Genomic DNA, 14,405 nt, shown 5'->3' with positions numbered 1-14,405 from the left:
CCGCCGCCCGGCGGGAGTTTTCGTTTCCGCACACAATCCTTCATCCGCAGCCACGAAAAGGGGTAAACTATCGCCACTTTTTTAACCTGCATAAGTTGTAGAGCATGTCTGAATTTAACCTTATCCAGCGCCCAAGAAGGCTGCGTAAAAGCGCCTCAATGCGTGAAATGTTCCAGGAATCTCACCTGAGCCTGAACGATCTGGCGCTGCCGATCTTCGTCGAAGAAGGCGTAGATGACTACGTGCCGATTAACGCCATGCCGGGCGTGATGCGTATTCCAGAAAAACGTTTGGCGTATGAGATCGAACGTATTGCTAAAGCGGGCATCCGCTCCGTGATGACCTTCGGCATTTCACACCATACCGATGCCACCGGCAGCGACGCATGGAATGAGAACGGCCTGGTGGCGCGTATGTCGCGTATCTGCAAAGACACCGTGCCGGAAATGATCGTGATGTCCGACACCTGCTTCTGCGAGTACACCAGCCATGGCCACTGCGGCGTGCTGTGCGATCACGGCGTCGATAACGACCAAACGCTGATCAACCTCGGTAAGCAAGCGGTGGTCGCCGCGCATGCCGGTGCCGACTTTATCGCCCCTTCTGCCGCAATGGATGGCCAGGTAAAAGCGATCCGTCAGGCGCTGGACGCCGCGGGTTTCACCGATACCGCGATCATGTCTTACTCCACTAAGTTCGCTTCCTCCTTCTACGGCCCGTTCCGTGAAGCGGCAGGCACGGCGCTGAAAGGCGATCGTAAGACTTACCAGATGAACCCGATGAACCGCCGCGAAGCGATTCGCGAGTCGTTGATTGATGAAGCGGAAGGCGCTGATTCCCTGATGGTCAAACCGGCCGGAGCCTACCTTGATATCCTGCGTGATATCCGCGAGCGCACCACGCTGCCGCTGGCGGCGTACCAGGTAAGCGGTGAGTACGCGATGATCAAATTCGCGGCGCAGGCCGGTGCCATCGACGAACGCAATGTGGTGCTTGAGAGCCTTGGCGCGATTAAACGTGCCGGTGCCGATCTCATATTCAGCTACTTTGCCCTTGATCTCGCCGAGCAAAAAGTGCTCTGATAATCGTTACGCCTGGCAACGATTATCGCAGTCGTTGTCAGGCGCTTTCTGCCTGTGTGGCAAGACACCAGTGTTGTCGTCATTCCATAATTAAATAAGAGTAACGCGATGAAAGCACCTGCACTGCCTGCGGACGAGTCACATCGTTTGGCCCAGTTACGTGCGCTCAACATTCTGCATACCCCGGCAGAAGAGCGTTTCGACCGTTTAACCCGTCTTGCCCGTCGTCTGTTTGGCGTGCCGGTAGCGCTTGTCAGCCTGCTGGAAGAGGACCACCAATGGTTCAAATCTATTGCCGGGACGAGCGCAGCAACGGCTCCACGTAGTACCTCGTTCTGCGGCCACGCTATTCTGCAAGATGATGTAATGGTTGTAGAAAATCCTTTCGAAGATGAGCGCTTCCATGATAACCCGCTGGTAAAAGATGACGACAACCCGATACGCTTTTATGCCGGTTGTCCGCTACGTACGCCAGCAGGCGCTAAAGTCGGCACGCTGTGTTTGATTGATCACCACGCTCGCCAGTTTAATGCGGACGATATCCATACGCTGCGCGATTTGGCCGCCATGGCCGAAGCAGAATTAGTGGCCTTTCAAACCGCTACCTCCGATGAACTGACGCAAATTACTAATCGCCGCGGCTTTATGACGCTGGGCCAACTGGCGCTGAATGAGTGCCAGCTGAAGCAATTACCGGCGAGCCTCACCTTCCTCGACCTCGACCGTTTCAAAGTTATCAACGATACGCTGGGCCACCGCGAAGGCGATCGGGCGCTGATGGATTTCGCCGATGCCATGAAAGTGAGCTTCCGCCATGCGGATATCTTTGCCCGTTTAGGGGGCGATGAGTTTGTGGTGTTGTTCAACGGCTTACAGCAAGCCGATGCGGAACAGGTGCTGGCGCGCTTTGATCGCTTCCTGCAGCAGCAAACCCAGAATTTGGATCGCCGCTACACGCTGCACTTCTCGTCGGGCATTGTCGAGTTTGATCCCGACCAGCCACAATCGCTGGAACAGCTGCTGGAAGGCAGTGATGAGCGGATGTATGCCGCTAAAAACGGCAAAAAGAAGTTCAGCTCGTGACAAGCAGGTCGCCATGATAGCGACCTGCTTGTTGCGTGCCGACCACTATTTGCGTGCTAAATCCTCGAGCAACGTCTGATTAAACTTCTGCGGCTCTTCCATTTGTGGGGCGTGTCCCATGCCGGGGAATTCGATCAGGCGAGCGCCTGGGATCATCTTCGCCACCTGCTTGCCCAGCACATTGTAATGCCCCAGTTTAGCTTTCACTTCTGGCGACGCGATATCGCTACCAATCGCCGTGGTATCGGCGGTGCCAATCATCAATGTGGTCGGCACGTTAAGATCTTTAAACTCGTAATAAACCGGCTGAGTGAAAATCATGTCGTAAAGTAGTGCCGAGTTCCACGCCACCTTGTTATGGCCCGGTCCACTGTTTAATCCAGCCAGCATATCGACCCATTTGTCATACTCGGGTTTCCATTGGCCGCTGTAATAAGTCTGTTGCTCATACTTCTTAATGCCCGCCGCATCCAGCTTGAGTTCGCGCTGATACCATTGATCCACCGAGCGCCACGGTGCGCCCTTCGCTTTCCAATCCTCGAGACCGATAGGGTTAACCAATACCAGTTTCTGCGTTTGCTGCGGATAAATCAGCGCATAGCGGGTTGCCAGCATGCCGCCAGTGGAATGCCCAACAATCACGGCATTATTGATGCCGAGCTGCTGCAGCAGTTGATGGGTGTTTTGTGCTAATTGCTGGAAGGTATATTGGTAGTTAGCCGGTTTGGTTGAGCTACAGAAACCTATCTGATCCGGCGCGACGACGCGGTAGCCTTGCTGGCTCAGCGCTTTAATGGTGTCATCCCAGGTTGCACCGCAGAAGTTCTTGCCGTGCATGAGCACCACGGTTTTACCGTTCGCCTGATGCGTTGGCTTGACGTCCATGTAACCCATGCTCAGCGTCTGCTGCTGCGAAGAGAAGGTAAAGTGCTGCAGTGGATAGGGATAACGAAAACCTTCCAGCTGTTCACCATACACATTAGCGGCCAAAGCAGGGGCAGCCCCGCATAGCGCGGCCGATGCCAGCACCACGGCAAGTGACTGTTTTGGCTTGAAACGAAACCCCATATTGCCACTCCTTAACGTGAAAACCTTCAGTCTGGCACGTAAATCATGGTTAAGTATTGATGGAGTGTGCCGCAGTACCCATCGGCTTTACTGTTAAATATGACCAGACGATGCAGAATTTGAGTTAATAATAACCTCCGTTATTACATTATCTATTCAACATCACCACAACATAAAAACGTTTAGCTTCACGAAAAACAAGACCGGTCTTGATGACAAATAATAAAACAGCCAAATTATAAGAAAACTTTACATTAATTGCAGATTGGAAAGATTAATTAAATTACACTCTATAAGTGTTTATGGAGGATGATGATGACACAGCAAAAATACAATGAAGGGGTTATTGATTCGGTGACCGAATGGATTATGGCCAATCTGGATCAACGTTTAAGTATCGATGATATCGCATTGAAATCTGGCTATTCCAAATGGTATTTGCAGAAAATATTCGCGCGCTATCACAATGAAACGCTGGCTCGCTATATTCGCAAAAAGAAGCTTGCACACTGTATCAATGACTTGAAATACAGCAATGCACCGATAATCAGCCTGGCAGTGAAATACCATTTTGAAAGTCAGCAATCATTCACTCGATCTTTTAAACACGTATTAGGCTGCACGCCGCTTTCTTGCCGCAAACGACAGCTTGGTGCCGAAGCACAGCAAGCGCTGCGCGAAAGTAGCGATCCCTGCGCAATCTGTCGGCAGAAAGGATTTGATGCGACGGAAAATAACAAAGAGATCCTCACTCCCGTGAAGCGTAATGAGAAATTCCCGCCTCGCATTAGCTGTGCAATTCGCTATTAAACCATTCCCGGATTTATTAACGCTTTTTGGCATGCCTCTATCTTTATTCGTCAACGTTACGCATTATTCGAGCAAAAAAACGGATGGCGCACCATCCGTTTTCATTTAGTAGTTCGATTTATTCGGTGCGATTAAGCTATTTTTAAAATGGGCTAACCGATTATCCAGCGCCTCGGTGTAAAGCATGGTATCAACGCCGACCGCAACAAAATTGGCTCCCCAACTGATGGCACGTTCGGCCATGGCGGGATTCACTGCCAGAAAGCCAGCGGCTTTTCCTGCGCTGCGGATGCGTTTAATACTTTGCTCAATAATCTTCTGTACCTCAGGATGACTGGCATTATCGGGATAGCCCAATGAAGCGGAGAGATCCGCCGGTCCGATAAATATGCCATCCACCCCGTCGACTTCCAGTAAAGCATCCAGATTTTCAATGGCGGTTTTACTCTCGGCTTGAATCAGCAAGCACAGCTCGTCATTGGCGCGCGCCATATAATTTTCCACACGTCCCCAGCGAGCCGCACGCGCCACTCCTGCTCCTACGCCACGCGTGCCATCAGGTGGATAACGCGTCGCCTTGACCAGCGCCCGTGCCTGCTCGGCAGTATCGATCATGGGCACCAGCAGCGTGCGGGCGCCAATATCCAATACCTGCTTAATCAGCGCAGTCTGGCATTCCACCGGGCGAATCACCGGCTGGCTGCGATAAGGCGCAATGGCCTGCAGCTGATGATAAAGATCCTTTACGGTATTAGGCGCATGTTCGCCATCAATCAGTAACCAGTCGTAGTCGCTGGTCGCGGCAATTTCGGCCAGATAAGACGATGTGCTGCTAAGCCACAAACCTATCTGCGTTTCGCCTTTGGCCAACCCGGCTTTAAAGGGATTTTTTAACGGATCCTGCATACTTCCTCCTTATTCAATGGCTTGCCTGCTGAGACTGTGGCAACTGACGTTCCACTTTCAGGCTGAGAATAATTATTGAGCCGACGGCGGCGATCAGCGCCAGCGCCAATAATCCGGCACTGCTGCTGTTGAATTGCATCTCTGCGTTAACGCGAATCAACGGCGCAAGGAATCCGCCAATGGCACCAAACAAATTGACGAAGCCGATGCCGGCCGCCAGCGCGGTACCGGAAAGCAGCTGTGTCGGCATGGTCCAGAACACCGGCTGTACCGCAATGAAACCCACCGCCGCCACGCTAAGTGCAACGATGGCCAATAACGGCGAGACTAAGCCGGAAAGACCAATACCCGCGGCCGCAGCCAGCAAAGTGAACGCGGCAATGCGACGCCGTTCACCGCTGCGATCGGAATAACGCGGAATTAACCAGGTACCAAACAGCGCCGCAACCCAGGGAATTGCGGCCACCAGCGAGGCGAGAAACCCGACTTTAGTACCTAGCAACGCGGCGACCTGTGAAGGCAGGAAGAAGATCAGGCCATACACCGCAATCTGAATGGTCATGTAGATGATCGCCAGCTGCCAGACACGCCCATTACGCAGCGCATCGCGCAGATGCGAGGTGGGCTTTTGCTGCTCCTCATTTTCAAGCTGACGCCGCAGCGCCTGCTTTTCATCAGCACTGAGAAAGCGCGCTTTGGCTGGCGTGTCATCAATGTAACTAAAGGTGAAAATACCGGCGGCTACCGCCAATAATCCTTCAATGATGAACATCCAGAACCAGCCCGGATGCCCCAGCACGCCGTGCATTTCCAGCAGCGCACCCGAGAGTGGCGATCCCAGCGTCAGCGCCAGCGGCGCCCCCATATAAAACAGGCCCATCACGCTGGCACGCTGCTGTTGTGGGAACCACAGCGAAGTCAGATAGATCATGCCAGGAAAGAATCCTGCTTCCGCGGCACCGAGCAAGGTGCGTACCAGCAGAAATTTGGCTTCGGTATCGGCAAACGCCATCGCCGCCGAGAGAAATCCTCACAACAGCGTGGTTCCGCCAATCCAGCTGCGGGCACCAAAACGTCGCATCAGCAAATTGGCCGGCACGCCGAGCAGCGCATACACCACGAAGAAAATCCCGGCCCCTAAAGCGAAGGCTTCATTGCTTAAGCCGGTATCGAGTTGATAAGCCTCTTTGGCAAAGCCGATATTGGCGCGATCGAGAAACGCCAGCACGTAGAGCATTAACATGAAGGGAATGAGACGGGCGCGGTTCTTCTTCACCGCGCTAAGCACCAGATTATCCATTGGGCAAGCCCTCACAAAGGGCTGCGGCTTTTAACCGCAGCCGGTGCAATTAGTGTTGATAAGGACGTTTCAGACCATCGCGATTAAGCTCCACGCCGAAGCCCGGCTTATCCAGTACCGATTTATGTATACGGCCTTTTACCGGTACCGGTTCGTTGATTAACAACGGATCGAACTGCGGACGCAGGGTGCTGCAATCTGGGCTGGTCATCAGGAATTCACTGAAGGGGCTGTTAGTGAAGGTAATGACAGCGTGATGCGAGTAAACCGAGGAGCCATGCGGCACCACCAATTGACCGCGTGATTTAGCCAGCGCCGCCACCTCAACCAGCGTGGTCAGGCCGCCACACCATCCGACATCCGGTTGCAAAATATCAATGCCGGTTTCTGCCAGGGTACGAAACGATTGCAAGGTGCCGTGGTGTTCGCCGCTGGTGATCAACATGCCGTGCGGCGCTTGCTGTTTCAGCTGGGCATAACCTTCAAACTGCTGCGGCGGTAAGCACTCTTCTAGCCACTTCACGTTATACGGCGCGCACGCATGCGCCAGTTTGGTCGCGAAGTTCACGTCCTGGCTCATCCAGCAATCGAGCATTAGCCAGAAATCCGCGCCGCAGGCCTCACGATAGTGGGCAATGCGCGCCACCTCTTTACGAATCCCCTCGTCGCCATCGTGCGGGCCCCACTGCACCGCCATTTTGCCGCCGATAAAGCCCATCTTCTGCGCCAGATCCGGACGTGCTCCGGTGGCGTAGAATTGCAGCTCATCACGCACCGCGCCGCCCAGCAGTTTGTAAACCGGCAGATCGGTGACTTTGCCGAACAAATCCCATAGCGCCAAATCAACACACGAAATGGTGTTCATTACCAGGCCACCCGATCCAGCGTAATACATAGTGGCATTCATCATCTGGTCATGAATCAGTTTGATATCGCTAACGCAGCGCCCTTCCAGGAAGCGGTTCAGATGCTTTTCAACGATAAAGCAGCCCATTTCGCCGCCGGTAGTAATGGCAAAACCGGTTTGGCCGTTATCGGCCTCGACTTCAACAATCAGCGTGCCCAACACGTTGATACCGAAAGACTGCCGTGACTGCTCGTACTGTTTATATTTGCTCATTGGCGTGGCGACATGGTCGTCAATCCAGTGGTTGGCACCTTGATCGTGATAATCGCCGCCGGCAGCGGCTTTATCGGCGGTAGCGCCACCCGCAAAGTAGGCGCGAACGGTTTTAATCTTGGGTAGGGACATGTTCTTCTCCTGGTTACGAGGCTTGTTTTTCGGTTGGGCTTCGCCAGCCCAGCAGTCGTGAAATATCGCGGGCGCAGGCAATCGCCTGGCCTGCAAGGTAATCGCGCTTGTCGTCATCAATGTCGAGGCGGGTGCCTACCAGTGAAATGGCGGCGACCAACTGCTCGCGGGCATTGAAAATCGGCGCCGCCACGCAGCGCACATCGGGATAATCTTCACCGTTATCGAAGCTCCAGCCCTGACGGCGTATACGTGCCAGCTCAGTGCGCAAAGCGTCGGCGTTGCGGAGTGACGTTGGCGTCACGGCAACAAAACGTATGTCGTTAATGATGCGTTCCTGCTCTTCGGGGCGTTGCCAGGCGAGCAGGCATTTACCAATGCCCGAGCGATAGAGCGACAGACTTTTACCTTCGTGCGATCGCACGCTGATGGTGGCAGCCGATTCGAGCTTGAGGATGTAACAGGCATGGCCGCCTTCGAGGATGCCGAGGTGGCACAGCAGATTGGTTTGCTGCATCAGTCGGGTGAGGCGTGGACGCGCGATATCGCGAATATCCATGTTGTGCAGAGCGTGTCCTGCCAGCTCCACCAGTCGCGTCCACAGGCAGTAGTTGTTGTTGCGATCGACAGTGATCAGACGCTGTTTCTTCAGTTCGGCGAACAGCAGATAGGCACTGCTTTTAGGCAGTGCCAGCGTTTCTATAATCTCAGCGGCGCTACACGGTCCGTGCTGCGCAATAAAGTTGAGAATGGCAATAGCGCGCGTCAGGGCGGGAACAGGCGTAACTTCCAACATGCTGGACTCCAGTCTGATTATCTGGAGGGCAGTGTTGTGGTTTTAGGCGGCCATAAGTGTGCGCCGCATCAAATTACCGGGTGTAGAGAAGGTATGCAGGCCGTGCGAGTGCGGGAATGTGAATCGCGCCGCGCTGCGAGTACAGCCGACTGTACTTAACACCCCAGCGCGCGAAAATTTACGAGAAGATGTATTTAACTGCCGCGATCACCATGGTGGTGGCCATTATCATCAGTAAGCGTTTGATCCAGCGCATGTCGGTTTTTAATGCAGAGACGTCGGCTTTCAGTTGTTTGACATCAGCTTTAAGTTCACCAATATCTTTTTCCATCGCGTTGAGCCGCGTTTCAACTGCGAACAGGCGCGTGTTCAGCTCCTGTATTGCACCGCTCAATCGATGATCCAGCTCTTTGATGGCTTTACTCAGCCGATCATCCAGTTCTTTAATTGCTGCACTCAGCCGAAGGTCCAGCTCTTTAATTCTCCTCGTCGTTTCCTCTCCAACCTTCATCAAATCCGCACGTGACAGCGCATTGTCCTGCTGCATTTCAGTAAAGATTTCAACCATCGCTTCGGCTTGTTGATCGCTGACGCCAGCCAGCTGCAACGCTTTAAAAGCTTTATGAGTATTCATCATCGCGAGTGTCATCCGTGAAGCTCCTGAGTTGATGTGACGCGTCTGTCAGACATCATGCCCAGCGAGCAATTATTGCACCATGTGACTGTTTATATTTTGCGCTGAACCGCGAAAAATATCAATTAGTACAACAAGTAACGTGCAATGGGATGCGAGAGAGCTCGCAAAATGTTCATCAGGATCTGCCGCGAAAGGTTTTGCGATATTGTAGTGGGGAGGTATTCAGCTGCTTCTTAAAATGACGGCGCAGCATCAGCGGTGAGGAGAATCCGGCTTTTTCAGCAATCAACTCCACCGGTTGATCGGTTTTCTCCAGAAAACGCTGTGCCAGGGCCAGGCGTTGATTCACTAACCAAGCGCTAAAACAGCCGCCGGTGGTTTGGTTGAAGCGGCGGGTAAAACTGCGGCGGCTCATCAGCGCTTTCTCTGCCAGCTGCTCGAGCGTTAGCGCCTGCTGCAGGTTTTCCGTTGCCCAACTCAGCGCTGACATAAAGCGATCGTTGCCCGCGGAGTGATACACCGGCTGCTCAATATACTGCGCCTGTCCGCCCTGCCGATGCGGCGGCACCACCAGCATACGTGCGACGCTATTGGCCACATCGACGCCGCACTGCTCGCGCACTAAATGCAGACAGCAATCAATACTCGCCGCGGTACCTGCCGACGTCACAATCTGCCCTTCGTCGATATAGAGCACGTCGCGGTCAATCGCCACGTCGGGATAGCGGCGTTCGAAATCCGCCATCCAGCGCCAATGCGTGGTAGCGCGACGCTGACTGAGCAAACCAGCGGCACCAAGCACAAAGGCGCCAAGACACAGGCCAACCACTTGCGCGCCCCGCTGCGCGGCCTGTTGTAAAGCCTGCAGTAATGCTGGAGGAGGTTGGACCGCCGGATCGCTCCAGCTCGGCACCACCACCATATCGACATCGGCGAGTTGTGCGAGTCCATGTTCGGCAACAATCGAAAAACCGCTGTTGGTTTTTAACGGACCGGGATGCGTAGCGCAGATCATCAATTGATAGCAAAGCGAGCCATCGTCCTGTTCCGCTTTCTCAAAGACCGCGCAGGGCACAGAAAGATGGAAAGGGATGATGTCGTCGAACACCACGATGCCCACCTTAATCGGCGATGCCGCGCCTGGCGTTTTTGGCGCAAATTGAACGCTATTTGTCATCCAATGTACTCCTTCACTCACGACGAAATCGCCATACTGCACCCCATCGGAAGCTGCACGAGTCTTCTCTAACCACGACATCATTACAGGATTATTACTCATGAAAAATATTTTAGCTTCAGGAACTTTAGCACTGGCCATGGCGATTTCCGGCAATGTATTTGCTGACGAACGTCAGGCAAGTAAAGCCCCGACGATTCGCACCATGAGCGGTGCCACGGCGACAACGGCGCTCATTGCAAAGCAGACGGCGGTGATCGTCATTGATATCCAGAACGAATATTTTCCAGGCGGGAAAATGCCGATACCTGATGGTATGAAGGCATTGCAAAACAGCAAACGCATCGTCGTGTTCGCTCACAAAAACAATATGCCGGTGTTCTTCGTCCAGCATTTAGGGGAAGCCGATGGCCCGCTGTTTGCGAAAGGCAGCCGTTTCGCTGAGTTCCATAAAGATTTGCAGCCGGGCAAAGAAGACCGCGTGATCGGCAAAGCCACACCAAGTTCATTTGTTGGCACCGATCTACAGCAACAGATGGATGCACTGGGTATCAAGCAGCTGATCGTTACCGGCCTGATGACCCATATGTGCGTCTCATCCACCGCGCGTGATGCGGTGCCGCTCGGCTACGCGGTCATCATTCCGGAAGATGCCACGGCCACACGCGATCTGGCGACCTGGGATAACAAGGTGGTCGATCATAATGTGTTGCAGCAGGCGGCACTGGCGGGTGTTGCCGATGTGTTCGCGGAGATTAAAACCACTGACCAGGTTCTCGCGCTGCCGGTAAACTAATTACTGCACCGGCTGGCCCGGTAACAGTTTCTCTGATAATAAACGGCGGCAGGACAGGCTTTCCTGCCGCGCCTGCTGCTGCTGTTCTGGCGACAAATCCTGCCAAATGGTTTGCAGATGTTCGGCCAACCCCGCCTGGAAGTGAATCTTCTGCAACGCGTAATCGGAATTGCTACCTTCGATAATTTGCTGCATATCCTTCGGCGTATTCCCGCGCCCGTCGTGCGTCAGCGTACAGAACATGGCGATGTAGTAGCCTTTATCTTCGTCACTGTAGTGCGGCATCAGCCACCAGACAGTGGCGCTGATAACAATGAGCAACGGCAGAAGAAATTTGATTTTTAACATGAAGGGCATCACCCGCTGAAGAGTAAAGCGCGCGATAGTAGCAGATTGCGTGCGTGCGGCCTATTCAGCACGCATTAAAGCGCCTGCGCGCACGCCCAAGCCGAGCTCCACGCCCACTGGAAGTTATAGCCGCCCAGCCAGCCGGTGACATCCACCACTTCACCAATAAAGAACAGCCCCGGCACATCGCGTGCTTCCATGGTTTTTGACGATAGCTGTGTGGTATCCACGCCGCCCAGCGTCACTTCAGCGGTACGGTAGCCTTCGGTGCCGTTCGGCTGCACGCGCCAATGATGCAATGTGTTAACCAGCTCGCTCTGCTGCTTGCTATTCAGCTGTTTCAGCGTGACGTCGGGAATCTGCTTGAGTTCCTGCAGCACTTCCACCAGCCGTTTTGGCAGAATCTTCGCCAGGCTGTTTTTCAGGCTGAGATTAGGATGAGCCTCGCGCTGCACATGAATAAAATCATCCAGCGAGGTGGCCGGTGACAAATCAATGGTGACGAATTCGCCAGGCTGCCAGTAACTGGAAATTTGCAACACGGCCGGGCCCGACAAACCGCGATGGGTAAACAGCATCGCTTCTTTAAATAAGGTGCCGTCCTGCGCCGTAATGGTCGTGGGCAATGCCACGCCGGAAAGGGTATTAAGCTGCTCCAGCAAGGGTTTATGCAGCGTGAAAGGCACCAGCGCCGCACGCGTGGGGAACACTTTCAGGCCGAACTGCTCGGCGACTTTGTAGCCGAACGGTGTGGCACCCAAGCCCGGCATCGAGAGTCCACCGCTGGCAATCACCAGTTTTTCAGCCTGCACCGCCGCGCCGTTAAGCTGCAAAGTGTAGCCGTTGTCATCGCGCTCCACGCTCAACACTTCACTGCGTAAGCGCACGCTCACCTGCCCGGCTTCACACTCTTTCAGCAAGAGATCGACAATCTGCTGCGCCGAATCATCGCAGAACAACTGGCCGAGGGTTTTCTCGTGATAGGCAATGCCATGGCGATTGACCAGATCGATGAAATCCCACTGGGTATAACGCGCCAGCGCCGATTTGCAGAAGTGGGGATTGTGCGACAGGTACGCCGCCGGCTCAGTGTGCATGTTGGTGAAGTTGCAGCGGCCACCGCCCGACATCAAAATTTTGCGCCCCGCTTTCTTGCCGTTATCCAGCAGCAGCACGCGACGGCCCAATTGCCCTGCCTGCGCCGCGCAGAACATGCCGGCTGCGCCTGCACCAATAATGATAACGTCAAACTTTTCCACTGCTTTATCCGCCTTGCCTGAAAGGCGCTGATTGTAGAGATCTGTGGCTTTCAGCGCTAGGGTCAAAAAAATGCCGTAAATGTGTCATAATGTAACTCGCTAATTTATAGATGGTTTCACCTTAATTTTTAGGGTGGATGACAAATTTAAGACAATAAAGAGCTATATTTTTCTTTCATATCGCGCACGTTGTCGCAGATAATGCGCCGCGTTCATGTCCTCCCAAAATGGCGTAACGTTTATGCTACATCTGTTTGCTGGTCTCGACCTCAGTACCAGCCTGTTACTGATTCTTGCTCTGCTGTTTGTATTGTTTTACGAAGCAATCAACGGTTTTCACGACACTGCTAACGCGGTTGCGACTGTCATTTACACCCGTGCGATGCGGGCGCAACTGGCGGTTGTCATGGCTGGCGTTTTCAACTTTTTAGGTGTTTTGCTTGGTGGATTGAGCGTGGCTTATGCCATCGTTCACATGCTTCCGACCGATTTGCTGTTGAATGTCGGTTCGGCCCACGGCCTCGCCATGGTCTTCTCCATGCTGCTCGCCGCGATTATCTGGAACCTTGGCACCTGGTATTTAGGTTTGCCGGCGTCCAGTTCTCACACATTGATTGGCGCTATCATCGGTATTGGGCTCACCAACGCCCTGATGACCGGCACCTCGGTGGTTGATGCACTCAACCTGCCGAAAGTCATCAATATCTTCCTGTCCCTGATTCTTTCGCCGATTGTCGGTTTGGTGATTGCTGGCAGCCTGATTTTCCTGCTGCGTCGTTACTGGAGCGGAACCACTAAGCGTTCGCGCATCCACATGACACCCGCCGATCGTGAAAAAATTGATGGCAAGAAAAAGCCACCGTTCTGGACGCGCATTGCTCTTATCGTTTCAGCGATTGGCGTGAGCTACTCACACGGCGCGAATGATGGGCAGAAAGGCATTGGTCTAATTATGCTGGTGCTGATCGGCGTGGCGCCGGCGGGCTTTGTGGTGAATCTGAATGCATCAGGTTATGACATCACGCGCACGCGCGACGCGGTAAACCATCTGGAACAGTATTATCAGCAACATAACGACTCGCTGGCGCATATGGTGCAGCTTGCACCGCCTGTTGTGCCAACGCCGGAAGAGTCAGTCGGCGGCCCGCAGGAGTTTCATTGCGATAGCAGCCGCGCGTTGCAGGCCATCGATCGTGCGCAGCTGCTGCTGAATAACTTGCAGAGCTACGATCAGCTGTCGGTTGATCAACGTGGTCAAATGCGTCGTCTGTTGCTGTGCGTTTCAGACACCGTAGATAAAGTCGCCAAGCTGCCGGAAACCAGCGCCGACGATAAGCGCTTCCTCAACAAGCTGAAAGGCGATTTGCTGGGCACCATTGAGTATGCGCCTATCTGGATTATTGTTGCCGTTGCACTGGCACTGGGCATCGGTACCATGATTGGCTGGCGTCGCGTGGCTACCACTATCGGTGAGAAAATCGGTAAGAAAGGCATGACCTATGCGCAGGGCATGTCAGCGCAGGTGACGGCCGCGCTGTCGATTGGCGTGGCCAGTTACACCGGTATGCCGGTTTCCACCACGCACATTCTGTCGTCGTCGGTGGCCGGTACCATGCTGGTCGATGGCGGTGGATTGCAGAGTCGCACCATCAAAAATATCGCCATGGCGTGGGTATTCACGCTGCCGGTGTGTATTTTGCTGTCGGGTTCGCTTTACTGGATTGCACTGAAATTAATTTGATGGATACCCTAAATAATTCGAATTGCAGGAAGGCAGCAAGTGGGTGAATCCCCAGGAGCTTACTGAAGTAAGTGACTGGGGTGAACACACGCAGCTAACGCAGCTGCAACTCGAAGTATGACGGGTATGGGGGCGACAGCAATGTCGCCC

13 protein-coding genes and 1 pseudogene are annotated in these 14,405 nt (G+C 53.7%); 5 read left to right on the top strand and 9 right to left on the bottom strand.

Features of this window, described 5'->3' with window-relative positions; genetic code table 11:
- Positions 1-104: 104 nt before the first annotated feature.
- On the top strand, positions 105-1,082 hold the full coding sequence (gene hemB / locus ACIP6T_RS21705; protein ID WP_345827885.1) for a porphobilinogen synthase: 978 nt from the start codon (positions 105-107) through the stop codon (positions 1,080-1,082).
- A 108-nt stretch (positions 1,083-1,190) separates the two neighbouring features.
- Positions 1,191-2,165, top strand: a complete 975-nt coding sequence (locus ACIP6T_RS21700) for a diguanylate cyclase domain-containing protein (RefSeq protein ID WP_400458856.1) — start codon at positions 1,191-1,193, stop codon at positions 2,163-2,165.
- 45 nt (positions 2,166-2,210) lie between these two features.
- On the opposite strand, the gene ACIP6T_RS21695 is transcribed toward ACIP6T_RS21700, so the two are convergent.
- On the bottom strand, positions 2,211-3,233 hold the full coding sequence (locus ACIP6T_RS21695) for an alpha/beta fold hydrolase (protein WP_400458854.1): 1,023 nt from the start codon (positions 3,231-3,233) through the stop codon (positions 2,211-2,213).
- Between the two features lie 315 nt (positions 3,234-3,548).
- Here ACIP6T_RS21695 and ACIP6T_RS21690 point away from each other — a divergent pair, with 315 nt between their 5' ends.
- On the top strand, positions 3,549-4,043 hold the full coding sequence (locus tag ACIP6T_RS21690; protein ID WP_097095751.1) for a helix-turn-helix domain-containing protein: 495 nt from the start codon (positions 3,549-3,551) through the stop codon (positions 4,041-4,043).
- Between the two features lie 105 nt (positions 4,044-4,148).
- On the opposite strand, the gene yfaU is transcribed toward ACIP6T_RS21690, so the two are convergent.
- The 6 genes and pseudogenes from yfaU to ACIP6T_RS21660 all read right to left on the bottom strand — a co-directional run bounded on the left by yfaU (position 4,149) and on the right by ACIP6T_RS21660 (position 10,111).
- On the bottom strand, positions 4,149-4,949 hold the full coding sequence (gene yfaU, locus ACIP6T_RS21685) for a 2-keto-3-deoxy-L-rhamnonate aldolase (RefSeq protein ID WP_400458851.1): 801 nt from the start codon (positions 4,947-4,949) through the stop codon (positions 4,149-4,151).
- Positions 4,950-4,962: 13 nt separating this feature from the next.
- Positions 4,963-6,249: pseudogene (locus tag ACIP6T_RS21680) on the bottom strand (MFS transporter).
- Positions 6,250-6,298: 49 nt separating this feature from the next.
- Complete coding sequence (gene rhmD, locus ACIP6T_RS21675) at positions 6,299-7,501, bottom strand: L-rhamnonate dehydratase (protein WP_345827879.1); 1,203 nt, start codon at positions 7,499-7,501, stop codon at positions 6,299-6,301.
- Between the two features lie 13 nt (positions 7,502-7,514).
- A complete protein-coding gene (locus ACIP6T_RS21670; protein WP_400458849.1) occupies positions 7,515-8,297 on the bottom strand; it encodes an IclR family transcriptional regulator in 783 nt (260 codons plus the stop codon).
- Positions 8,298-8,475: 178 nt separating this feature from the next.
- Positions 8,476-8,946, bottom strand: coding sequence for a DUF1640 domain-containing protein (locus ACIP6T_RS21665; protein WP_400458847.1), 471 nt, complete (start codon positions 8,944-8,946; stop codon positions 8,476-8,478).
- 163 nt (positions 8,947-9,109) lie between these two features.
- A complete protein-coding gene (locus tag ACIP6T_RS21660) occupies positions 9,110-10,111 on the bottom strand; it encodes a GlxA family transcriptional regulator (protein WP_400458845.1) in 1,002 nt (333 codons plus the stop codon).
- 100 nt (positions 10,112-10,211) lie between these two features.
- On the opposite strand from ACIP6T_RS21660, the gene ACIP6T_RS21655 reads away from it, so the two are divergent.
- Positions 10,212-10,907, top strand: a complete 696-nt coding sequence (locus ACIP6T_RS21655) for a cysteine hydrolase family protein (protein WP_400458843.1) — start codon at positions 10,212-10,214, stop codon at positions 10,905-10,907.
- Here the strand turns inward: ACIP6T_RS21655 and ACIP6T_RS21650 are convergent, their stop codons facing one another.
- Entirely contained in the window at positions 10,908-11,255 is a 348-nt protein-coding gene (locus ACIP6T_RS21650; protein WP_400458841.1) for a hypothetical protein, read from the bottom strand.
- Positions 11,256-11,329: 74 nt separating this feature from the next.
- Positions 11,330-12,514, bottom strand: a complete 1,185-nt coding sequence (locus tag ACIP6T_RS21645; protein WP_400458839.1) for an NAD(P)/FAD-dependent oxidoreductase — start codon at positions 12,512-12,514, stop codon at positions 11,330-11,332.
- A gap of 241 nt (positions 12,515-12,755) precedes the next feature.
- Between ACIP6T_RS21645 and pitA the strand changes: the two genes are divergently transcribed.
- Complete coding sequence (gene pitA, locus ACIP6T_RS21640) at positions 12,756-14,255, top strand: inorganic phosphate transporter PitA (protein WP_141400270.1); 1,500 nt, start codon at positions 12,756-12,758, stop codon at positions 14,253-14,255.
- The last annotated feature ends 150 nt before the right edge of the window (positions 14,256-14,405 follow it).

This window comes from Pantoea sp. NPDC088449, from assembly GCF_044753225.1.
Lineage (GTDB): Bacteria > Pseudomonadota > Gammaproteobacteria > Enterobacterales > Enterobacteriaceae > Pantoea > Pantoea floridensis.
The sequence above is the reverse complement of the archived record's forward strand: the minus strand, read 5'-3'. Positions and strand labels throughout refer to the sequence as shown.

Bases quoted from the DNA above. Each gene is read 5' to 3' on its own strand.
- hemB (WP_345827885.1), top strand. From the start codon at position 105: ATGTCTGAATTTAACCTTATCCAGCGCCCAAGAAGGCTGCGTAAAAGC.
- ACIP6T_RS21700 (WP_400458856.1), top strand. From the start codon at position 1,191: ATGAAAGCACCTGCACTGCCTGCGGACGAGTCACATCGTTTGGCCCAG.
- ACIP6T_RS21695 (WP_400458854.1), bottom strand. From the start codon at position 3,233: ATGGGGTTTCGTTTCAAGCCAAAACAGTCACTTGCCGTGGTGCTGGCA.
- ACIP6T_RS21690 (WP_097095751.1), top strand. From the start codon at position 3,549: ATGACACAGCAAAAATACAATGAAGGGGTTATTGATTCGGTGACCGAA.
- yfaU (WP_400458851.1), bottom strand. From the start codon at position 4,949: ATGCAGGATCCGTTAAAAAATCCCTTTAAAGCCGGGTTGGCCAAAGGC.
- rhmD (WP_345827879.1), bottom strand. From the start codon at position 7,501: ATGTCCCTACCCAAGATTAAAACCGTTCGCGCCTACTTTGCGGGTGGC.
- ACIP6T_RS21670 (WP_400458849.1), bottom strand. From the start codon at position 8,297: ATGTTGGAAGTTACGCCTGTTCCCGCCCTGACGCGCGCTATTGCCATT.
- ACIP6T_RS21665 (WP_400458847.1), bottom strand. From the start codon at position 8,946: ATGACACTCGCGATGATGAATACTCATAAAGCTTTTAAAGCGTTGCAG.
- ACIP6T_RS21660 (WP_400458845.1), bottom strand. From the start codon at position 10,111: ATGACAAATAGCGTTCAATTTGCGCCAAAAACGCCAGGCGCGGCATCG.
- ACIP6T_RS21655 (WP_400458843.1), top strand. From the start codon at position 10,212: ATGAAAAATATTTTAGCTTCAGGAACTTTAGCACTGGCCATGGCGATT.
- ACIP6T_RS21650 (WP_400458841.1), bottom strand. From the start codon at position 11,255: ATGTTAAAAATCAAATTTCTTCTGCCGTTGCTCATTGTTATCAGCGCC.
- pitA (WP_141400270.1), top strand. From the start codon at position 12,756: ATGCTACATCTGTTTGCTGGTCTCGACCTCAGTACCAGCCTGTTACTG.